The organism is Streptomyces sp. NPDC052773, assembly GCF_044547145.1.
Classification (GTDB): domain Bacteria; phylum Actinomycetota; class Actinomycetes; order Streptomycetales; family Streptomycetaceae; genus Streptomyces.
Genome location: NZ_JBITZX010000001.1, coordinates 834513 through 855802, shown reverse-complemented (window position 1 = coordinate 855802; position 21290 = coordinate 834513). Strand labels below are relative to the sequence as shown.

Sequence of the window (21290 nt, the reverse complement as noted above, 5' to 3'; positions counted from 1 at the left end):
TTACGGAGCCGAGCCGCCCGGGTCCTCCGGTGCTGCCCGGCTCCCCGCAGGAGAGGGCATCCGCCGATCATGAACGTACGCCGCAGCGCCGCGGCCCTGGCCGCCGCCGCAGTGATCGGCGCCGTCGCGGCTCCGGTCGCCCAGGCCGCCGATCCGTCCGCGTCGCCGTCCGTCGCCGTGCCCTCGGGGCTGTACGGTTCCGGCGACCCGACGTACGACGGCGTGTGGCGGCAGTCGCTCGCGCTGCTCGCCCAGGACGCGGTGGGGGTACGGCCCGCGGAGAAGGCCGTGGACTGGCTGACCGGGCAGCAGTGCGGGAACGGCGCGTTCGCCTCCTTCCGCGCGGACACCGGCAAGGCCTGTGACGCCAAGACCATGCTGGACACCAACGCCACCGCCGCCGCCGTGCAGGCGCTCGCCGCGCTCGGCGGGCATGACGCGGAGACCGGCAAGGCCGTCGGCTGGCTGAAGTCGGTGCAGAACGAGGACGGCGGCTGGGGCTTCGGCGCCGGGTCGCCGACCGACGCCAACTCCACCTCCGTCGTCATCGGCGCCCTCGCCGCCGTCGGGGAGAAGCCCGCCGAGGTGGCAAAGAAGGGCAACTCGCCTTACGACGCCCTCCTCGCTCTCTCCCTCCCCTGTGACGAGGACGGCGGCGGCGCCTTCGCCTATCAGCCCGACAAGAAGGGCAAGCTCGCCGCCAACGCGGACGCCACGGCCGCCGGTGTGCTGGGCGCCCTCGGCAAGGGACTTCACGCGAACGCGGGCAAGCAGGCCGGCGCTCCCCGGTGCGCCGACGCCGAGTCCGCCGAGCAGACCGCCGCCAACGGTGCCGCCTACCTCGCGGACGCCGTCGCCAAGGACGGCCACCTCGTCTCCGCCCTCCCCGGCGCCGAGGACCAGCCCGACTACGGCAACACCGCCGACGCGGTCGTCGCGCTCGCCGCGCAGGGCGGTGCCGAGCGGGCCGAGAAGCCCCTGAAGTGGCTTCAGGAGAACTCCGCGGACTGGGCGAAGCAGAGCGGCCCCGCCGCCTACGCCCAGCTGATCTTCGCCGCGCTCGCCACCGGCAGCGACCCCCGCGACTTCGGCGGCAATGACCTCGTCGAGCGGCTGAACGCTTCCGGCCCGGCTCCGCAGGCCGCCGGCAAGGACGAGAGCAAGCAGGACGACACGGCCGAAGAGAGCGACGACAACAGCATGTGGTGGGTCGTCGGCGCCCTCTTCGTCGGCGGTATCGGCATCGGCTTCCTGCTCAGCGGCCGGAAGAAGAAGGGTCCGCAGGCGTGATGCTCCGCCGTGCCGCGGCCCTGCTGCCGGCCGTGCTGTTCCTGTCGCTGAGCACCGGCCCGGCGCAGGCCGCCGGCTACCGCTACTGGTCGTTCTGGGACCGCGACGGCGACCGCTGGACGTACGCCACCGAGGGCCCGGCCACCGCCCGGCCCTCCGACGGCGACGTGCAGGGCTTCCGGTTCGCGGTCAGCGCGAACTCGAAGGACGCCGCCCAGCCGCGCGGCGCGGCGGACTTCGACGTGATCTGCGCCCGGACGCCCGCGCAGGACGGCAGGAAGCGCGTCGCGCTCGTCATCGACTTCGGTACGGCGGCCGACGCCCCGTCCGGTGAGACGCCGCCCGCCCGCCGGGCCGTCTGCGCGAGTGTGGACCCCGACGCGACCACCGCGGAGGCGCTGGCCGCCGTCGCCGAACCCCTCCGCTACGACACCAACGCCCTGCTGTGCGCCATCTCCGGCTACCCGGAGAAGGGCTGCGGTGAGCAGGTGAGCGGGGACGGCGAGAAGAACGCCTCCAAGGACAAGAAGGACGTCTCCGGGGACAAGAAGGACGCCTCCGGGGAAACGGCCGGCGGCCAGGACGACGGCGGCCCCTCCCTCGGCCTTCTCGCGGGCGGCGCGGCCGTGGCCGTCCTCGGCGCGGCGGCGATCTGGCAGACCCGACGTCGCAGGCATGGCTGACACATCTCTCCACCCGGGCGCCTGGTGGCTGTGGTCCCTCTCGCTGGGGATCGCGGCCACCCGCACCACCAATCCGCTCCTCCTCGGACTCCTCATCGCGGTCTCGGCGTACGTCGTCGCGGTGCGCCGCCCGGACGCCCCGTGGGCCCGGTCCTACGGCGCCTTCCTCAAGCTGGGTCTCGCGGTGCTGCTGATCCGGCTGGTGTTCGCGGTGGTGTTCGGCGCCCCGATCCCCGGCACGCACACCCTCGTCACCCTCCCCGAGGTCCCGCTGCCCGACTGGGCGCAGGGCATCCGCCTGGGCGGCGAGGTGACCGCGGAGGTACTGGTCAGGGCGTCGTACGACGGTCTGAAGCTGGCCGCGCTGCTGATCTGCGTGGGTGCGGCGAACGCCCTGGCGAGCCCGTCCCGGCTGCTGAAGTCACTGCCGGGGGCGCTGTACGAGATGGGTGTCGCCGTCGTCGTCGCCCTCACCTTCGCGCCGAGTCTGATCGCGGACGTGCGGCGGCTGCGCGCCGCCCGTCGGCTGCGCGGGCGGCCGGACAAGGGGTTCCGGGGCCTGCTCCAGGTGGGCCTGCCGGTCCTGGAGGGCGCGCTGGAGCGTTCGGTGGCGCTCGCCGCCGCGATGGACTCGCGCGGTTACGGCCGTACGGCCGAGGTCCCGTCCGCCGTGCGCCGTACGACGGCCGCGCTCACCCTCGGCGGGCTGCTCGGGGTGTGCGCGGGGACGTACGGGCTGCTCACCGCGGAGGGCGGCACGTACGGGCTGCCGATGCTGCTCGCGGGGGTGGGTGCCGCGCTCGCCGGGCTGTGGCTGGGCGGCCGTCGCTCGCCGCGCACCCGGTACCGCCCCGACCCGTGGGGTGCGCGGGCCTGGCTGGTCGCGGGCTCCGGTGCCGTGGTCGCCGCGTCCCTCTTCCTGGCCGCGTCCGCCGACCCGGCGGCCCTGCATCCGGGGGTCGTCCCGCTGACCGCCCCGGGCCTTCCCCTGTGGCCGGCGGCGGCCGTACTGCTGGGCCTGCTCCCGGCCTTCGTGACCCCGTCTCCCGAGAACCCGAAGGAGCCGTCGTGATCCGCTTCGAGGACGTCTCCGTGACGTACGACGGTGCCGCCGAACCGACCGTCCGCGGCGTGGACTTCGAGGTCCCCGAGGGCGAACTGGTGCTGCTCGTCGGCCCGTCCGGGGTCGGCAAGTCGACGATCCTGAACGCCGTGAGCGGGCTCGTCCCCCACTTCACCGGGGGCACCCTGCGCGGCCGGGTCACGGTCGCCGGCCGCGACACCCGTACGCACAAGCCACGCGAGCTGGCGGACGTGGTCGGCACGGTCGGCCAGGACCCGCTGTCCCATTTCGTCACCGACACGGTGGAGGACGAGCTGGCGTACGGCATGGAGTCGCTGGGCCTGCCCCCGGAGGTGATGCGCCGCCGGGTGGAGGAGACGCTGGACCTGCTGGGGCTGGCGCCCCTGCGGGACCGCCCGATCGCCACCCTGTCCGGCGGGCAGCAGCAGCGGGTCGCCATCGGCTCGGTGCTCACCCCGCACCCGAGCGTGCTGGTCCTCGACGAGCCGACCTCGGCCCTCGACCCGGCCGCCGCCGAGGAGGTCCTGGCCGTCCTCCAGCGGCTCGTCCACGACCTGGGTATGACGGTGCTGATGGCCGAGCACCGGCTGGAACGGGTCGTCCAGTACGCCGACCAGGTGCTCCTCCTGCCCTCCCCCGGCACCCCGCCCGTCCTCGGCGGCCCCGCCGAGACCATGGCCGTGTCGCCGGTGTACCCGCCCGTGGTCGACCTGGGCCGCCTGGCGGGCTGGTCCCCGCTCCCGCTGACGGTGCGCGACGCCCGCCGCCGGGCGACGGACCTGCGCGAACGCCTCCAGGGGAAGGACACACCCACCGCTCCCGGGTCGGCCGGGGAGACGGAGGCCGTCCCCGCCGCCCCGCCCGTCCCCCACCCCCGCCGCTGGTTCCGCACGCGGAAGCCCGCCCCCGCCGCGCCCTCCTCCCCGTACGCCGCCGAGGTCCGCGCCCTCGCCGTCCGCCGCGGCCGGGTCCGGGCGCTGCGCCACGTCGACCTCACCGTCTCCCCGGGAGAGACCGTCGCGCTCATGGGCCGCAACGGCGCCGGGAAGTCCACCCTGCTCTCCTCCCTGGTCGGGCTGGTGGAACCGGCCTCCGGATCCGCCCTCGTCGGCGGTGCCGTCCCGCACCGCACCCCGCCCCGTGACCTGGTCCGCCGGGTGGGGCTCGTCCCGCAGGAACCCCGGGACCTGCTGTACGCCGACACGGTCGCCGCCGAGTGCGCGGCGGCGGACGAGGACGCGGGCGCCGCGCCGGGCACCTGCCGGGCCCTGGTCTCCGAGCTGCTGCCCGGCATCGCCGACGACACGCACCCGCGCGATCTGTCCGAGGGCCAGCGTCTGACCCTCGCCCTGGCGGTGGTCCTGGCCGCCCGTCCGCCGCTGCTCCTGCTGGACGAGCCGACCCGGGGTCTGGACTACGCGGCGAAGGCGCGCCTGGTCACGCAGCTGAGGGAGCTGGCGGCGGAGGGGCACGCGATCGTCCTGGCCACGCATGACGTGGAGCTGGCCGCCGAGATCGCCCACCGGGTGGTGCTGCTCGCGGAGGGCGAGGTGATCGCGGACGGTCCGACGGCGGAGGTCGTGGTGTCGTCCCCGTCGTTCGCGCCCCAGGTGACGAAGATTCTCGCGCCGCAGCGGTGGCTCACGGTCGCGCAGGTCAAGGAGGCGCTGGCATGACCCGCCAGTCCCGCCGACACCCTGGGCCCCGCCAGTCCCGCCAACGCCCCGAGCCCCGCCAGTCCACCGAACGCCCCGAACCCCGCCAATCCCGCCCGATCCGTCTCGGCCCCCGCTCGGTCGCCGCGCTCGCGCTGACCAGCGCGGTCGGTGCGGCGGCGCTGCTGTGGCCGTTCTTCTCGCCGCCCGCCGCGGCGGTGGCGGGGCACAGCCAGGACGCGCCGTGGCTCTTCGCGGGCCTGCTGGTGCTGCTGGTCGCCGTGGTGGGCGCCGCGATCGCGGAGTCCGGGCTGGGCGCGAAGGCGGTCGCGATGCTCGGGGTGCTCGCGGCGGCGGGGGCGGCGCTGCGGCCGATCGGCGCGGGCACGGCGGGTATCGAGCCGATGTTCTTCCTGATGGTGCTGAGCGGCCGGGTCCTCGGTCCGGGTTTCGGCTTCGCTCTCGGCTCGCTGAGCATGTTCGCGTCCGCGCTGCTCACCGGGGGTGTCGGGCCGTGGATGCCGTTCCAGATGCTGTCGATGGGCTGGTTCGCGATGGGCGCCGGGCTGCTGCCGGGCCCGCACCGGCTGCGCGGGCGCGGGGAGCTGCTGCTGCTCGCCGGCTACGGCTTCGCGGCCGCGTTCGCGTACGGCCTGGTGATGAACGCGCAGGGCTGGCCCTTCCTGCCGCGGGACGGTTCGAGCATCGCCCCGGACCCTGCCGCGGGTACGGCGGCGAACCTCGCCCGCTTCGTCGCCTACTGTCTCGCCACTTCCCTCGGCTGGGACCTGGGCCGGGCGCTCGTGACGGTCGTCCTCACGTTCACCGTCGGTCCGGCGGTGCTGAAGGCGCTGCGGCGGGCGACTCGGCGGGCGGCCTTCGAGACCGCGGTCACATTCGAGGCCCCGGAAGGGGGCCCGGGGCGTGAACCGGCCCACAGGGCGCAGATCACATACGACGGGAAATAGTAGACAAATCGGACGCCATGCACACGCCAATTGCGCGTCTGACCTGGGCATTGAGAGCCACGTCACACAAACGACCTTCGCCTCGAATGCGACCACCACTAGTAAAGGGGGTCATTGCGGACCCCCTTCCGGGCTGCTTCTCTGGTTGACGTCGCACGGCGCCGACGAGCCCCACGGGCCTCGGCGCCGCGGCATGTCCCCGCCCCGCACCGCGTGGTTCCGGACGGCCGCGACACCCCAGTCCCCGAAGAAAAAGGTTCTCCGTGTCTGTCTCCCGCATCGCCCGCCGCATCGCGTCCCCGAAGAAGGCCCTCACCACCGCCGCCGTGGCCGCCGCCGCCACCGGCATGGCGCTGACCACCGCTCCGGCGCACGCCGCGACGGCCGCTTCGCCCGCCGAGGCGAAGGCGATCGCGAAGCAGATGATCCCGAACGCCACCCAGTTCAACGCCTTCAGCAAGATCGTCGAGCACGAGAGCGGCTGGGACGTCGACGCCACCAACCCGTCCTCCGGCGCCTACGGCCTGGTCCAGGCCCTGCCGGGCTCCAAGATGGCCGCCGCGGGCTCGGACTGGAAGACCAACGCCAAGACCCAGATCGAGTGGGGTCTGGACTACATGAAGTCCCGCTACGGCAGCCCGGTCGGCGCCTGGAACTTCTGGCAGGCGAACGGCTGGTACTGAGCCGGCAGGCTCACCGCCGAACCCGCACCCCCAAAAGCGCGCCCGAAGGCGGCGGCCCCCGATCCCCTGGGCCGTCGCCTTCGGGCGTTTCCCATGCCCCGGACTCTTACGGCTCCTTCAGGTAAGGCCGCGCGGCGGTCCCGGCCCGGTGGTGCGCGGCGGCCCCGTCCGGGTGCGGCGCGGCCGTGGCCCTCGGGCCCTGGAGGGCGTAGGCGAGGCCGAAGCCGGCGAGGACGGCCGCCGCGCCGCCGACCGCGTCGAGCACCCAGTGGTTGCCGGTGGCGACGATGGCCATGGCGGTGAACAGCGGATGCAGCAGACCGAGGACCCTCACCCACCACAGGCGCGCCACGACCGCGATCACCAGCCCGCACCACAGGGACCAGCCGAAGTGCAGCGAGGGCATCGCCGCGTACTGGTTGGCCAGGGAGGTCAGCGTGCCGTAGTCGGGCCGGGAGAAGTCCTGGACACCGTGGACGGTGTCGATGATGCCGAGGTCCGGCATCAGGCGTGGGGGCGCGAGCGGATAGGCCCAGAAGCCGACGAGCGCCAGCAATGTCGTCAGACCCAGCGTCGAGCGGGCCCAGCGGTAGTCCGCGGGGCGGCGCCGGTACAGGACGCCGAGGACCGTCAGCGGGACGGCGAAGTGGAACGACGTGTAGTAGAAGTCGAAGAACCCGCGCAGCCAGTCGACCTCGACGACGGCGTGGTTGACCGCGTGTTCGACGTCGATGCGGAGCACGCGTTCGACCGACAGGATCTGCTCGCCGTGCCGCTCGGCCCGCTCCCGCCCGCCGGAGATGGTGCCCCCGGTCGCGGCGAGCCGGACCTGGGAGTACGCGGCGTAGGTGACGCGGAGGAGCAGCAGCTCCAGGAGCAGGTTGGGGCGGGCCGTCACCCGGCGCAGGAACGGCAGCAGGGGGACGTACCGTAAGCGGGCCCGGGCAGGGTCGGCGTACTGCGCGGGCACGGGCGAGCGGTAGTACGGCGAGGTCCGGGGGAGGAAGGGGACGGCCACGGCGGCGAGCAGGGCCGCGAGTACCACCGTGTTGTCCCGCAGCGGGTGCAGGAAGCCCATGTCCGGCAGCAGCCACTTCGCCGGGAGCGTCATGACGAGGATGACGGCGACCGGCCAGACCGGGCGGTCGGACGCCCGCTCGCCGACCCGGCCGACGACCGCGAGGAGCACCCACAGCAGCTGGTGCTGCCAGGTCGTCGGCGAGATCACGATGGCCGCGCAGCCGGTGACGGCGACGGCGAGCAGCAGCTGGCCGTCGCGCGCGTAGCGCACCGCGCGGCGCACGCCGAGGACGGCGACCCCCGCGCCGAGGGTGAGGAAGAGGCCGATCTCCGGGGGGCCGGAGAAGCCGAGGCGGAGCAGGGCGCCGTGCAGGGACTGGTTGGCGAGGTCGTCGGCGGGCCCGCCGAGGCCGGTCCCGGCCAGGTGGTGGACCCAGTAGGTGTACGTGTCGTGCGGCATCGCCGCCCAGGCCAGCGCCGTACAGGCGGCGAAGGCGGTGCCGAGCGAGACGGCGGCGTGGCGGCGGCCGATGAACCACAGCAGCGGCGCGAAGAGCAGCACGGTGGGCTGGAGGGCGGCGGCGAGGCCGACGAGTGCGCCGCCGGCCCGTTCGCCGCGCACGGCGAAGCAGCCGAGCAGGACGAGCAGGACCGGGAGGATGCCGGTCTGGCCGAGCCAGAACGCGTTGCGGACCGGAAGGGACAGCATCAGCAGGCTGATCGCGACGGGGGCCGCGAACAGGGCCGTACGGCGGCTGACGGGTTGCGGGAGGGCGCGGGCGGCGACCAGGCCGAGGGCGACGACGAGCAGGAGCGTGCCGAAGGTCCAGCCCCAGCCGAGGGCCTGTTCCGCCGAACGGGTGAGGGGTTTGAGGACGAGTCCCCCGAAAGGGGTGCCGGTGAAGCGCGTCGAGTCGTAGAGCGAGCCCTCGACGTGCAGCACGCCGTCCGGGCCGACCCAGGTCTCCAGGTCGGTCAGCCGTTCCCCCTGGGGGGTGCCGAGGACCACGGCGAGCTGCCGTGCGGCGAGGAGCGCGGCGATCAGCCACAGGCCCAGGCGGGCGGCGCGCAGCCGCGCCGCGGTGGCGCGCCGCCCGCCGTCGCTCCCGGGGTCCCCGCCGATCGCCCCGTCTGCTCCGCATTCGCCACGCTTCGTCGGCCTCCCGCCCCGTCCGTCCCGCGTGTCCCTTACGTGGGTTGGGTGTGCGTTGTGAACCTTATGAGGCTCTCGGCGCCCCCGCGGGAAGACGTGGGCCGCCGCCGCTTCACCTGGCGTCCGTTCTCCATTTGTCCGAAAAGCGATATAAGCGCCGAGGAGTGCAGGGGACGGTGGGCGTACGTCGTACGACGGTTCCGGCGCGCCGTTCAGGTGTCGGCGCGCGCCGGATGGGAGAGGCTGAGCGCATGAGCGAGTCGCAGATCTGGGACACCGTCGACGAGTACGTCTCCGCCCGTCTCTCCCCCGACGACGAGGTGCTGCGGGCGGCGCTCCGCGACAGCCGGGCCGCCGGCCTGCCGGAGATCGGCGTCACCGCGCCCCAGGGCAAGCTGCTCCAGCTCCTCGCCGAGATCCAGGGCGCGCGGCACATCCTGGAGATCGGCACGCTCGGCGGCTACAGCACCATCTGGCTGGCCCGCGCGCTGCCCGCCGACGGCAGGCTGATCTCGCTGGAGTACGACCCCAAGCACGCCGAGGTCGCCACCCGCAACCTCGCCCGCGCGGGCCTGGAGAAGGTCGTCGAGGTGCGGGTGGGGCCCGCGCTGGAGTCGCTGCCGCAGCTGGCCGACGAGAACCCGCCGCCCTTCGACCTGGTCTTCATCGACGCGGACAAGGCCAACAACGCGAACTACGTGGAATGGGCGCTGCGGCTCACCCGCGCGGGCAGCGTGATCGTCGTCGACAACGTGGTGCGGGGCGGGCGGGTGACCGACGCGGACACCGACGCGCCGGACGTCCGCGGCACCCGCGCGGCCATCGACCTGATCGCCTCCCACCCGAGGCTGAGCGGGACGGCGATCCAGACGGTGGGGGCGAAGGGGTACGACGGGTTCGCGCTGGCCAGGGTCGTGGGCTGAGGGTCCGGCGGGTTGCGCGGCCCCCTCATTCGCCCACGGCCGGTCCGGTGGGACGCGCGGGTCTCGTGCGTCTGCGGTGCCGCCTCCTCCCGCCATGCCGCGGCGGTCGCTCGCCGGGCCGTGCAATACGGTGCCGTCGCCACTCGCGCGGGGTGATCCCGCCGAGATGCCCGGCCGCGGCCACGCCCTCACCGTCGACCACGGCCGGCGGGAGGTCGCCGAGACGGCGCCCGCGTTCGTCCGGCGGTTCGTGGACCCGGCCGCGCCGGCTCCCGCCGTATGACCGTCAGATGTCGTGGTAGAAGCCCACGTTGACGCTGCGCGGGGCGGTGCGGTCCTGGATGACGACCTCGCCGTTGCCGCCGCGCGGGAGGGGCATCGTGCCGCCGTAGGCGAGGGGCTGCGCGTGGTCGCCGACCGTCAGGCGGACCTCGGAGGACGGCTCGGCCTGGGAGCCGCGCAGCCAGGTGACGTGCCAGGCGCCGTCCTGGCCGCACAGGAACTCCAGGTGCACGCGGGAGACGAACAGCCAGTCCTCCGGCGTGGCCAGCCGGCACATCGACGTGTCCCGGCCCACCCGCAGCACGGCTCCCGGCTCGCTGGGCGCGTCGGCCATGAGCATGCCGGCCGTGGCGCCCGCGTCCGCGCCGGAGACGGAGGCCATGGTCAGTTCGAGCACGTGCCGCTCCTTCGTGTCCAGTCGCGCCGGCGTCCGTCGGCGCCGCTGAATGATAGATCGCCCGGTGCCGCGGCGTCCGGCACAATGGCCGCATGACCGAGCGAAAGCCACCCGGCGTGAGCTTCGAGTCCTGGACCGACAAACAGATCCGTGACGCGCTGGCCCGCGGCGAGTTCGAGAAGCTGCCCGGAGCGGGGAAACCGCTGCCGAGCGATGTCGAGGCCGACTACGACGAGCGCTGGTGGATCCGGCGGAAACTCGCCCGCGAGGGCGTCTCGGTACTGCCGCCGACGCTGGCCCTGCGCAAGGAGGCGGAGGACGCGCTGGTCGCGGCACTCGCCGCACCGTCGGAGCGAATGGTCCGCAAGATCATCGAGTCGGTCAACGTCAAGATCCGCGACATGATGTACAAGCCCCCGCCCGGCCCGCCGCTGGGCCTGAAGCCGTACGACGTCGAGGATGTCGTACGGCGCTGGCGGGAGGGGCGGGAGGGGCACGCGGGGAACTGAGCGCGGGGCGCGGGCACTCACCACTGGGCACTCACCGCCGGGCTACCCGCTGCCGGGCTCCCCGCTGCCGGGGCGCGGCATGCGGCGGCCCGGGTGCCGGCGCGGACGGCTCGCCGCGTCGGCACCCGGGCCGGTCCCCCCGGCGGGGTCAGTGGTGCAGGAGGCGGTCGGCGAGTTCGCGGTAGTCGCGCAGCGCCAGCCGCAGTTGTTCGGTGTCGGTCGCCGGCGCGGTGGACTCGTCGGTCGACTCCCAGGAGCGGCGCAGGGTGCGGCGCCGCTGGGTCACCGCTTCCGTGAAGCGGTTCGCGATGTCCTCCAGGACGTGGTCGGCCTCCTCCACGGCCGCGCGGGGCCCGTCGACGAACCCGGCCACCGCGTGCTGGAGCCGCTGCGCGAGCTTGTCGGCCTCGTCGTGCGGCAGCAGCGGCGCGAGGTGGGAGGCCTGCTGCGCGCGGGGCGCGCCCGCCTCGACTCCGGAGTGGCCGGGGGCGCCGGGGGCTCCGGTTCCGCCGGGGGCTCCCGTTCCGCCGGGGGCGCCTACCGCGGACGGGGCCCCGTCGGCGGCCGTACCCGACCAGGCCGGCCCGCCGGTGGCTGCCGGTGCGTCACCGGTCCTGCCCGGCACCTCGCCGGCCATCCCCGGCACCTCGCGCGTGCCCGGCGGCATCTCACCGGCCGCCCCCGGCACCCGGCCTCCCGGCGCGGGCCGCATCGCCTCGTCACCCGGCGCGGAGGGCATGCCCTCGCCGCCTCGCGCGGAGCCCGTGCTCGCGTCGCCCCGCGCGGAGCGCATCGCTTCCTCGCCCCGCGCGGCGCGCATCGCGGCGGCCTGCTCCGGGCTCGGGCTGCTCCTGAGGTCGTCCCCGTCGGGCCGTGGCGTCTCGGTCATCGGGCTCAACTCCCCTTCGCGTGATGCCTGGTGAAGCCCCACGGCAGGTGATGGGTGCGGTCGCGGCGGGCGTGGGCCGGGGGCCGTCGGTCGCCGGGGCCGCCGCCGTCGTGGCGGGCGGGGGCGACCAGGTCCTCGAAGAGGGCGCGGGCCTCGACCATCGCCTCGCGCATCTCCTCCGTGGCGGCCTGTCCGGGCTGCCCGTCGGCGCCGCCGCCCGCGCGGGCTATGCGGTGGACGCGCCGGTAGCCGTGGACGTGGTCGGCGTGGTGCACGGACAGCGCGGCGAGCTGCTCCTCGTAGTGGCCGCCGTCGGGGAAGCCGCGGGCTCCGGCCACTTCGGCGAGCAGCCGGTCCGCCTCGGTCACCGCGTCGCGCGGCGAGTCGACGAACCGCTCCTGCGCGGCCTGCCAGCGCGCCTCGTACTCCCGGCGCCGCTCCGCCTCGAGCGGCCGTTCGCGCAGGTCGCCGTGGCGTTCCAGCCGCCCGGCGAGTTCCCGCTCCGCGGCCCTGGTGTCGCCGTCGTACCGGGCGACGGTCCGCTCGTACTCGGGCCCGAAGCGCCGCTTCAGGTCCCGTCCGCCGACGCCGCGGCGCCGCCGCAGGGTCAGCAGGACGGCCGCGCCGATGACGACGACCGCCCCGATCACGATCAACGCAACGATCAAACCAGTGGACATATAGGTTGCCTCCGGGCTTTCGGACCTCGGAACGCTGACCGGGTTGCCCCAGGGCCCCCGCCCAAACGGAAGCGCCCGCGACGACCGCGACAACGGCGATGACGGGCCCGGGCGAACGGCGGGCGCGAGCGAACGGCGGAACCGAGCGAACGGCTGGCCCGAGCGAACGGCGCGCCCGAGCGCCGTCCCCGCCGGGAATCCGGTTGCGGCCACCCCGTGCGCCCTCCCGAGAATGACCGCCATGACCACGCAGACGACGGCCTGGACCGTCGCCCCCGAACCCGTCGGCTCCCCCGACTCCGTCGCCCTGTGGCGGGCGTACTACACGGAGGTCAGCGACCGCTGGTACCTGCTGCACGAGGGCCGCCGCACCGACCCGGACGAGCTGGAGCGGGAGATCGCCGCCGGGGCCGAGGACGGGCTCACCCCGCCCGGCGGGCGGCTCCTGGTCGCGCGGTACGGCGGCGCGCCCGCCGGCACCGCGGGCGTACGGCTCGCCGCGGACCCGGCCGTCGCCGAGCTGAAGCGGGTCTTCGTGCTGCCGGAGCTGCGCGGCCGGGGCGGCGCCCCGCTGCTGGTGGCCGCCGCCGAGGACGCCGCCCGGGCGCTGGGCGCGACCCGGCTGGTCCTGGACACGCGCGGCGACCTGCGTGAGGCGCGGGCGCTGTACGCGCGGCTCGGCTACGCGGAGACCGCCCCGCACAACGACGAGCCGTACGCCGAGCACTGGTTCGCCAAGGATCTCTGAATCCCAGGTCTCGTGACCCTCAGCCGAACCTCGAAGCCGCCGGGCGCCCGTCGTGCGGTTCCTCCCGTTCCGAGCCGCACAGCTCGTCGTTCAGCTCCCGCACCAGCTCCGACAGGTCGGTCGGCCGGTCCGGCCCCCACCAGTCGCCCAGCAGCTCCGCCAGGGACTCCTCGCGGGCGCGGGCCAGCCGCTCGGCGACCTCGCGGCCCTGCTCGGTGAGGATGAGATCGATTCCGTCGCGGACGGCCAGCCGCCGTTCCTCGACCTGGCGGGCGCCCTCGAGGATGACGCCGAGGGGCACGGTGCTGCGCTCGGCGAGGACGCCGGGCTCCGCCCAGCCGTACCGTTTCATCCGCAGCAGCAGCCAGCTCGCGGCGGGCACCAGGTCGTAGCCCGCCCGCGCGGTGATCTTCCGGTAGACCTCGCGGCGGCCCTCCCGACTGCCCAGCACGGACAGCGCGCGGCACACCTCGTCGTGCGAGGACCGTTCGACCGGGTTGCTGGCCAGGGTCTCGGTCACGTCGGGCGCGGTGACCGAGCCGCGCAGCCGGTCCTCTTTCAGGAACCAGGCCAGTACGAAGCCGACGAGGGCGACCGGCGCGGCGTAGAGGAAGACGTCCGTGATGGCCGTCGCGTACGCGTGCAGGGCGGCGGGGCGCAGCTCCGGCGGCAGCTGGGCCAGGCCGCGCGGGTCCGCCTCCAGGGCGTCGACCGAGACGCCGGGCGGGAGTTCGGCGCCGCGGAAGGCGGCGGTGAGCTTGTCGCCGAGGCGCCCGGCGAAGATCGAGCCGAAGACGGCCACGCCGAACGCGGCCCCGATCGACCGGAAGAAGGTCGCGCCGGAGGTGGCGACGCCCAGGTCCTCGTACGAGACGGCGTTCTGCACGATCAGCACGAGCACCTGCATGACGAGGCCGAGACCGAGGCCGAAGACGAAGAAGAAGGTGCTGATCTGCGCGTCCGAGCTGTGTTCGTCGAGTTCCTGGAGGAGCAGCAGGCCGAGTGTGGTGATGCCGGTGCCGGCGATCGGGAACACCTTCCAGCGGCCGGTGCGGCTGACGATCTGGCCGGACACGGTGGAGGCCAGCAGCAGGCCGAGCACCATGGGCAGCATGTGGACGCCGGACATGGTCGGCGAGACGCCCTGGACGACCTGGAGGAACGTCGGCAGGTAGGTCATCGCGCCGAACATGGCGAAGCCGACCACCAGGCTGATCACGGCGGACAGGGTGAAGGTGCGGATCCGGAACAGCTTCAGCGGGAGCACCGGTTCCGCCGCCCGCCGCTCCACCGCGACGAACGCGACCGCGAGCAGTACGCCGAGCACCGCCAGGCCGACGATCTGCGGCGATCCCCAGCTCCAGGTGGTGCCGCCGAGGGAGGCGACGAGGACCAGGCAGGTGGCCACGGAGGCGATGAGGAAGGTGCCGAGGTAGTCGATGACGTGCCGCGTGCCCTTGCGCGGGATGTGCAGTACGGCGGCGATCACGGCGAGCGCGACCACGCCGACCGGGAGGTTGACGTAGAAGACCCACCGCCAGCTCAGGTGCTCGGTGAACACGCCGCCGAGCAGCGGGCCGAGCACGCTGGTCGCGCCGAAGACGGCGCCGAAGAGGCCCTGGTAGCGGCCCCGGTCGCGGGGCGGCACGAGATCGCCGACGATCGCCATCGACAGCACCATCAGCCCGCCGCCGCCCAGGCCCTGGAGCGCGCGGAACGCGATCAGCTCGGCCATGTTCTGCGCCATGCCGCACAGCGCGGAACCGATGAGGAAGATCACGATGGCGGTCTGGTAGAGCCGTTTGCGCCCGTACTGGTCGCCCAGCTTCCCCCACAGCGGGGTGGCGGCGGTCGACGCCAGCAGATAGGCGGTGACCACCCACGACAGGTGGTCCATGCCGCCCAGCTCGCTGACGATCGTGGGCAGCGCGGTGGAGACGATCGTCTGGTCGAGCGCGGCCAGCAGCATGCCGAGGAGCAGCGCGCCGATCGAGACGAGAACGTCGCCGGGGACATGTTCCCGGGTACTCACCCCGCGCTGCGGGCCGCGCGGCTGTGCCGCTGTGCTGCGCGCATCCTCGGCCATGGGACCTCCCGAGGCTCGATCGACCGCTGCGTCGTGAGCGCCGTCCTGAGGCGGCACCTTCCATCGTGATCGGTGTGTCCAGTTATGGCCTGTTGAGTCCTGTGAATTGACAAGGCTCGCGACCGCGGCCTGCACGGAATCTGCATAATCACTGGAGTCCGCAGGGGAGGCGGACGCCAGTTCGTATGCGCAGGTTCGAACGCACAGGTTCGAATGGGCAGGTTCGAATGGCGCAGATTCAAATGCGCAGGGACATTCGCACGGGAGGGGACGGACGCGTGGCGGAGCCGAATGGGCAGACGCATGGGCATGCCTGCCCGGAGTGCGGTGCGGCCCGGGGAGCCGACAACACGCCGTCGTGCGGCTGCGGCCCGCGGGCGTCCGAGGCGCTGCGGGATGCCCGTACGGCGGAGCAGGCGGCGGCGGAGGACTTCGATCCGCTGCGGATACGGCCGTACGTCGAACTGGACGGCGCGGGCACTCCGGCGGCCGGCGACTCGGCGGCCGGCGTCCCGGCTGCCGGTGATCCGGCGGTGGCCCCGCCCCCCGGGGACGCGGAGCCGACCATGCCGCTGCGCCCCGCGGAGCCCGAGCCGGCCACGATCGAGCTCCCCGCGACCGTGCTGCCCACGCCGCTGGCCCCGTCGCCCGACGCGCCCAGCGCGAGCGACCTTGACCTGTTCGAGGAGCCGACGCGGGAGGAGCCGCCCGCCGGGGAGGAGCCGCCCGCCGGGGAGGAGCCGCCCGCCGGGGAGGAGCCGCCCGCCGGGGAGGAGCCCCCGGGCAACGTCCGCCGTACGGTCGCCCTCCTGGTGGCGGGTGCGGGGGTCGCGGTCCTCGTGGTGGTGGCCGTGGCCAGTGGTCTCTTCTCGTACGACACCCCGTCGCGGAACACGGCGCTGCCCACGGACGTGCGGGAGGCCGTCCCGGACGCCCGGACGACCGAGCCGTCCCGCACCCCGAGCCCGAGCACCGCGTCGGCGTCGCCGACATCCGCCTCCCCGTCCGCGTCGGTGAGTGCGAGCGCGTCCCCCTCGCCGAGCCCGTCCCCGTCCAGCGCCTCGCCGACGCCGACCCCGACGTCCACGCCGACCCCGTCCGCCACATCGGCCCGCGCGACCGCCTCGCCCGAAGTCCCGGCGGAGTCCGCCCCCGTGCTGCGGCGCGGCGACCGGGGCCCCGAGGTGACGGAACTCCAGCTCCGCCTGCGCCAGCTGTACCTCTACAACGACGAGCCCGACGGCCACTTCGACGAGCCCGTCGAACAGGCCCTCCGCAACTACCAGTGGTCCCGGGGTCTCCAGGACGAACTGAGCGTGTACGGCCCGAAGACCCGCCGCATGCTGGAAGCGGAAACGCGGGAGCCCTGAGCCGGCACCGCTCCGGCCTATCCGGCCCGCGCCTGCTCCGAAGCTACCGGCCGGCGGCTCCCCGCCCCTACCTGGCCCGCGCCTGCCCGAAGCTACCGGCCCGCGCCCGTTCCTGCGCTACCCGGCCCGCGCCTCTTCCGGCCCAACCGGCCGAGGCCTTCCCGCCCGACCCGGTCCGCGCCCCTCCAGCCCAACCGACCCGCGCCTGCCCGGTCCGGTCCGCGCCGCTTCCAGCCGAACCGACCCGCGCCCGCCCGGCCCTACCGCCCGGCCCCGCCGATCCGGAGCCGGATCCTGCCGTCCCCCGCGTCCTCCACCCGCACCTCGGTCAGATCCCGCACCAGCACGTCCGGCCGGTGTACGGCGGCGCGCGGGCCGACACCGACCACGCGCATACCCGCCGCGCGGCCGGCGGCGATGCCCGCGCCGGAGTCCTCGAAGACGACGCAGTCGGCGGGGGCGACGCCCAGCTCGGCGGCGCCCTTGAGGAAGCCCTCGGGGTCGGGCTTGCTGGCGCCGACGGACTCGGCGGTGATCCGGATGTCGGGCAGCGGGAGGCCCGCGGCGGCCATCCGGGCTGTGGAGAGGGGTACGTCGGCGGAGGTCACGAGGGCGTGCGGGAGGCCGCGCAGGGCGGCGAGGAAGGCGGGGGCGCCGGGGACCGGGACGACGCCGTCCATGTCGGCGGTCTCCTCGGCGAGCATGCGCGCGTTGTCCGCGTGGTTCTGCTCCATGGGCCGGTGCGGCAGCAGCACGGCCATCGAGGCGTACCCCTGGCGGCCGTGCACCACCTTCATCACCTCGTCGCCGTCGAGCCCGTGCCGCTCGGCCCAGCGCCGCCAGACGCGCTCGACCACGGCGTCGGAGTTGACGAGGGTGCCGTCCATGTCGAGCAGGAGGGCGCGGGCGGTGAGCACGGTGGTGGCCGTCATCGGCAGCAGCTCCAGAACTTGGGGGAACAGAGCGGCCCCGCCCGCCGGTCAGGGAAAACGGGCGGGAGCCACTTTGTTCCTCTACGGTACAAAACAATTCCGGCATCCCGCCAGCGCCCCGGCGAAACCTTCACCTGCCGTTCAACTCGGCGCCCCGGCTCAGCCCGCCACCGCCTCCCACAGGCTCCACACACCCAGCACGAGCATGACCATCGCCGCGATCTTGGTGATGAGCCGCAGCGGTACCCGCTTCATCAGCGCCTTACCGCCCACGATCCCCAGTCCGGCCACCGCCCACAGCGCCAGCACCGCGCCCAGACCGACGGACAGCGGGTCGTCGTAGCGGGCCGCCAGGTTCGCGGTCATGATCTGGGTGAGATCGCCGAACTCGGCGACGAGGATGAGCATGAACCCCGAGCCGGCGACCTTCCAGAAGGACTGGTTCTCCGGCTTGCGGATCTCCTCCTCGCCCTCGTCCTTCTTCATCAGCAGCACCGCCGCGCCGCCCAGGAAGAGCACACCGGTCAGCGCGTGGGTGATCTGCTGCGGCAGCAGGGTCAGCACGCTGCCGGCCGCGACGGCGAGCGCGACGTGCAGGGCGAACGCGGCGGCGACCCCGGCGAAGACGTAGGACGCCCGGTAGCGGGTGCCCAGCACCAGACCGGCCAGCGCGGTCTTGTCGGGCAGCTCGGCGAGGAAGACGACGCCGAAGACGAGCGCCGTGACGGTGAAGCTGATCAAGGTTCCTCAATCGGTCGGGACTGCCCCCACCGAGAGTGCTGAGCCCCTTCGTCAGGACACCTCGGCAAGGGCAGCGCACTCGGCGCCCATGCCGTGCGGCACGGGCGTGCACTGCTTGCCGAAGGTCTCGCTGGCCGGTCCACGAGGAATCCACGGGGATTCCGGGGATCCGCGGGGATCCACGTGAGAACCGGCTCCGGGCGCCGGCCCAGCTGGGCTGAGCAGTATGTCGACGGTCCGGCGAAGAGCTACTCCCCTTCTGCGCCCTCCATCGTACGTGATCGTTTCGGAGCGAACCTTTTCGCACCACAACCTTGTCGTGTCATGCGCACGTCACTAGCTTCTTACCGAACGCACACCCGTACGCAACGCCCCACCGCGAGCATTCCCTCGCTCGCACGCCAACACCCCCACACCGCAAGGGAGTTCGCATGGCCAGATTCTACGCGCGTCGACGGCTCGGCATAGTCGCGGCCTTCAGCGCCCTGATCGCCTCCGCCGCGCTGTTCCAGGCACCCTCCGCCTCCGCCGCCCTCCCCACCCCCGTCAGCGCGACCACCGCCCGCACCTACCTCGCCTCCCTCCCCGTCGCCGCCGAGGACCGCACCGGCTACAACCGCGACCTCTTCCCGCACTGGATCACAATCAGCGGCACCTGCAACACCCGCGAGACCGTCCTCAAGCGCGACGGCTCCAACGTCGTCACCGACTCCTCCTGCTACGCCACCAGCGGCAGCTGGTACTCCCCCTACGACGGCGCCACCTGGACCGCCGCCTCCGACGTCGACATCGACCACCTCGTGCCGCTCGCCGAGGCCTGGGACTCCGGCGCCGACAGCTGGACCACCTCCCGCCGCCAGGCCTTCGCCAACGATCTGACCCGCCCGCAGCTGCTCGCCGTCACCGACGACGTCAACCAGGCGAAGGGCGACAAGGACCCGGCCGAGTGGATGCCCTCCCGCACCACCTACCGCTGCACCTACGTCCGCGCGTGGGTGCAGGTGAAGTACTACTACGGCCTGTCCGTGGACTCCGCGGAGAAGAGCGCGCTGCAGAACCACCTCGCGGCCTGCTGACTCCGCACGGACACCCGCCGGCTCCGCTCCGACACCCGCTGACCGGCGTCGGCACCGCCGGACCGGCTCCGGCGCCCGCCTGACCGGCTCCGGCGCCCGGCGACCCGCCAACCCGCCGACCCGCCGACCCGCCGACCCGCTCGCGCGGAACGTTCCCGCCCGCCTCCGTCGTTCCGTACCGTACGGGGCGACGGAGAGGGGATCGCCATGGCCGCACTGCACCTCGGGCCGCTGCTGAGATACGCCGACGGCACGTCCGCGACCGTCTGGGTCGAGGCGAGCCGCCCCTGCACCGCCGAGGTGCGCTGCGCCGACGGGTCCGGCGGCACCGCCCGCACCTTCCAGGTGGCGGGCCACCACTACGCGCTGGTGCCGGTCACCGGACTCACCCCGGGCACCTCGACGCCGTACGAGGTGCTCCTGGACGGCACGCGCGTGTGGCCGCTGCCGGACTCCCCGTTCCCGCCCTCGGTGATCCGCAGCGGCCTTCCGGACGACCCGGTGCGCCTCTCCTTCGGCTCCTGCCGCTGGGCCGCGCCGCCCACGGGCAAGCGGGACCCGGTCGGACCCGACGCCCTCGACACCCTCGCCGCGCGCCTCGCCGCCGCGCCGGACCGCGAGCGGCCCGACGTACTGGTGCTGCTCGGCGACCAGATCTACGCCGACGAGACCTCCCCGGCCACCCGACGCCTGCTGGCCGCCCGCCGCGATCTGAGCGAACCCCCGGGCGACCAGGTCGCGGACTACGAGGAGTACACCCGGCTCTACTACGAATCGTGGCTCGACCCCGAGGTGCGCTGGCTGCTCTCCACGGTCCCCAGCTGCATGATCTTCGACGACCACGACATCGCCGACGACTGGAACACCTCCGCCGCCTGGGTCGCCGACATGCGGGCCACCCCCTGGTGGCGCGAGCGCATCCTGAGCGGGCTGATGTCGTACTGGGTGCACCAGCACCTGGGAAACCTGTCCCCGAAGGAGCTGGCCGAGGACCCGCTGTACGCCGCCGTGCGCGCCGCCCCCGACGCCACGGACGTACTGCGCGCCTTCGCCGCCAAGGCCGACGCCGAACCCGCCTCCGTGCGCTGGAGCCACCGGCGCGACTTCGGCCGGGTCCGGCTGCTGATGGTGGACACCCGCGCGGCCCGCGTCCTGGAGGAGGGCGCCCGCGCGATGCTCGACCCCGGCGAGGCCGCCTGGCTGCGCGAGCAGGCCCTGGCCGACCCCGGTTCCTGCGACCACCTGCTCATCGGGACCTCGCTGCCGTGGCTGCTGCCGCAGCTGATGCACGACGCGGAGGCGTGGAGCGCGGCGCTGTGCCGGGGCGACAAGGGCCCGCGCTGGGCCAGGCTCGGGGAGAAGGTGCGCCGGGCCGCCGACCTGGAGCACTGGGCCGCGTTCCCGGAGTCCTTCGCCGCGCTGGCCGGTCTGATCGCCGAGGCGGGCTCGGGGGCGGGCGCGCCCGCGACGGTGTGCGTGCTCTCCGGTGACGTGCACCACGCGTACCTGGCCGAGCCCTCCTGGCCCGCCGGTCACGGCCCGGACTCCCGGGTGCTGCAACTGACCTGCTCCCCCGTCCACAACCGCATCCCGCTCCCGCTGCGTCTGGCGTTCCTGCTCGGCTGGAGCGGTCCCGCGCGGTTCCTCGGGCGCCGGCTCGCCGGCCACGGGCGCATCCCGCGTCCGCCGGTCGACTGGCGCCGCACGGGCGGGCCGTGGTTCGGCAACCAGCTCATGACGCTGACCCTGCACGGGCGTTCGGCGCGGCTGCGGCTGGAACGGGCGGTGGCGAAGCGGCGCGGCGGGAAGCGGCGCGGCGGGGCCCGGCTGACGACGGTGGAGGAGTCGGTGCTGACCGGCCCATGAGGCCTGTTCGCGGGACATCGGGATATCCGGGGCAGCCGGGGCGTTCGGGGCACCCGGAACATCCGGAATCTCTGGGATCTATGGGATCTCTGGGATCTCTGGGATCTCTGGGATCTCTGGGATCTCTGGGATCTGTCGGGGCGCGCGTTGGCTTGAGTGGCGGCCGAAGGCATGATGAGGCGGACCGTCCGCTTCGGCGGTCTGCCCACCCGGGCGGGCCGCCGGTCACCGGTCTGCCCAGTTGGGCGGTCCTTT

18 protein-coding genes and 1 pseudogene are annotated in these 21290 nt (G+C 74.1%); 12 read left to right on the top strand and 7 right to left on the bottom strand.

The window, feature by feature from the left end:
- Nucleotides 1–69: 69 nt before the first annotated feature.
- The 6 genes from ACIG0D_RS03975 to ACIG0D_RS03950 all read left to right on the top strand — a co-directional run bounded on the left by ACIG0D_RS03975 (nt 70) and on the right by ACIG0D_RS03950 (nt 6363).
- Nucleotides 70–1290: a prenyltransferase/squalene oxidase repeat-containing protein gene (locus ACIG0D_RS03975; protein ID WP_399796082.1), complete on the top strand. Its 1221-nt coding sequence runs from the start codon at nt 70–72 to the stop codon at nt 1288–1290.
- Entirely contained in the window at nt 1290–1973 is a 684-nt protein-coding gene (locus tag ACIG0D_RS03970) for an SCO2322 family protein (protein ID WP_399796081.1), read from the top strand. Before ACIG0D_RS03975 ends, ACIG0D_RS03970 begins: the two co-directional genes overlap by 1 nt.
- A complete protein-coding gene (locus ACIG0D_RS03965) occupies nt 1966–3045 on the top strand; it encodes an energy-coupling factor transporter transmembrane component T (protein ID WP_399796080.1) in 1080 nt (359 codons plus the stop codon). Before ACIG0D_RS03970 ends, ACIG0D_RS03965 begins: the two co-directional genes overlap by 8 nt.
- Nucleotides 3042–4733 (top strand): ABC transporter ATP-binding protein, encoded by a 1692-nt coding sequence (locus ACIG0D_RS03960; protein WP_399796078.1) that lies wholly within the window; start codon nt 3042–3044, stop codon nt 4731–4733. Before ACIG0D_RS03965 ends, ACIG0D_RS03960 begins: the two co-directional genes overlap by 4 nt.
- On the top strand, nt 4730–5680 hold the full coding sequence (locus ACIG0D_RS03955) for an ECF transporter S component (RefSeq protein ID WP_399796077.1): 951 nt from the start codon (nt 4730–4732) through the stop codon (nt 5678–5680). Before ACIG0D_RS03960 ends, ACIG0D_RS03955 begins: the two co-directional genes overlap by 4 nt.
- Nucleotides 5681–5943: 263 nt before the next feature.
- Entirely contained in the window at nt 5944–6363 is a 420-nt protein-coding gene (locus ACIG0D_RS03950; RefSeq protein WP_399796076.1) for a transglycosylase SLT domain-containing protein, read from the top strand.
- Nucleotides 6364–6469: 106 nt separating this feature from the next.
- Here ACIG0D_RS03950 and ACIG0D_RS03945 read toward each other — a convergent pair.
- A pseudogene (locus ACIG0D_RS03945) lies at nt 6470–8532 on the bottom strand (bifunctional glycosyltransferase 87/phosphatase PAP2 family protein).
- Between the two features lie 255 nt (nt 8533–8787).
- On the opposite strand from ACIG0D_RS03945, the gene ACIG0D_RS03940 reads away from it, so the two are divergent.
- Nucleotides 8788–9459 carry an O-methyltransferase gene (locus ACIG0D_RS03940; protein ID WP_399796075.1) on the top strand — a complete coding sequence of 224 codons (672 nt, stop codon included), beginning with the start codon at nt 8788–8790 and terminating at the stop codon, nt 9457–9459.
- Between the two features lie 286 nt (nt 9460–9745).
- Here ACIG0D_RS03940 and ACIG0D_RS03935 read toward each other — a convergent pair whose 3' ends face one another.
- Entirely contained in the window at nt 9746–10138 is a 393-nt protein-coding gene (locus tag ACIG0D_RS03935) for a hypothetical protein (RefSeq protein ID WP_365764966.1), read from the bottom strand.
- Between the two features lie 92 nt (nt 10139–10230).
- On the opposite strand from ACIG0D_RS03935, the gene ACIG0D_RS03930 reads away from it, so the two are divergent.
- Nucleotides 10231–10647, top strand: a complete 417-nt coding sequence (locus tag ACIG0D_RS03930; RefSeq protein WP_399796074.1) for a DUF1992 domain-containing protein — start codon at nt 10231–10233, stop codon at nt 10645–10647.
- A gap of 148 nt (nt 10648–10795) precedes the next feature.
- On the opposite strand, the gene ACIG0D_RS03925 is transcribed toward ACIG0D_RS03930, so the two are convergent.
- Both ACIG0D_RS03925 and ACIG0D_RS03920 read right to left on the bottom strand, forming a co-directional pair.
- Nucleotides 10796–11536, bottom strand: a complete 741-nt coding sequence (locus tag ACIG0D_RS03925) for a hypothetical protein (protein ID WP_399796073.1) — start codon at nt 11534–11536, stop codon at nt 10796–10798.
- A gap of 5 nt (nt 11537–11541) precedes the next feature.
- The gene (locus ACIG0D_RS03920) at nt 11542–12216 is read right to left on the bottom strand and encodes a hypothetical protein (RefSeq protein WP_399796072.1); all 675 of its coding nucleotides are present in this window, start codon (nt 12214–12216) and stop codon (nt 11542–11544) included.
- A 241-nt stretch (nt 12217–12457) separates the two neighbouring features.
- Between ACIG0D_RS03920 and ACIG0D_RS03915 the strand changes: the two genes are divergently transcribed.
- Complete coding sequence (locus ACIG0D_RS03915; RefSeq protein ID WP_399796071.1) at nt 12458–12964, top strand: GNAT family N-acetyltransferase; 507 nt, start codon at nt 12458–12460, stop codon at nt 12962–12964.
- A 19-nt stretch (nt 12965–12983) separates the two neighbouring features.
- Here the strand turns inward: ACIG0D_RS03915 and ACIG0D_RS03910 are convergent, their stop codons facing one another.
- The gene (locus ACIG0D_RS03910) at nt 12984–15050 is read right to left on the bottom strand and encodes an MDR family MFS transporter (RefSeq protein WP_399796070.1); all 2067 of its coding nucleotides are present in this window, start codon (nt 15048–15050) and stop codon (nt 12984–12986) included.
- A 278-nt stretch (nt 15051–15328) separates the two neighbouring features.
- On the opposite strand from ACIG0D_RS03910, the gene ACIG0D_RS03905 reads away from it, so the two are divergent.
- Nucleotides 15329–16420: a peptidoglycan-binding protein gene (locus tag ACIG0D_RS03905; protein ID WP_399796069.1), complete on the top strand. Its 1092-nt coding sequence runs from the start codon at nt 15329–15331 to the stop codon at nt 16418–16420.
- 260 nt (nt 16421–16680) lie between these two features.
- Here the strand turns inward: ACIG0D_RS03905 and ACIG0D_RS03900 are convergent, their stop codons facing one another.
- Both ACIG0D_RS03900 and ACIG0D_RS03895 read right to left on the bottom strand, forming a co-directional pair.
- Complete coding sequence (locus ACIG0D_RS03900; RefSeq protein WP_399796068.1) at nt 16681–17352, bottom strand: HAD-IA family hydrolase; 672 nt, start codon at nt 17350–17352, stop codon at nt 16681–16683.
- Nucleotides 17353–17511: 159 nt separating this feature from the next.
- Nucleotides 17512–18093 (bottom strand): TMEM165/GDT1 family protein, encoded by a 582-nt coding sequence (locus tag ACIG0D_RS03895; protein ID WP_399796067.1) that lies wholly within the window; start codon nt 18091–18093, stop codon nt 17512–17514.
- A gap of 431 nt (nt 18094–18524) precedes the next feature.
- On the opposite strand from ACIG0D_RS03895, the gene ACIG0D_RS03890 reads away from it, so the two are divergent.
- Nucleotides 18525–19169 (top strand): HNH endonuclease family protein, encoded by a 645-nt coding sequence (locus ACIG0D_RS03890; protein ID WP_399796066.1) that lies wholly within the window; start codon nt 18525–18527, stop codon nt 19167–19169.
- Between the two features lie 207 nt (nt 19170–19376).
- Nucleotides 19377–21035 carry an alkaline phosphatase D family protein gene (locus ACIG0D_RS03885; protein ID WP_399796065.1) on the top strand — a complete coding sequence of 553 codons (1659 nt, stop codon included), beginning with the start codon at nt 19377–19379 and terminating at the stop codon, nt 21033–21035.
- Nucleotides 21036–21290 lie beyond the last annotated feature (255 nt).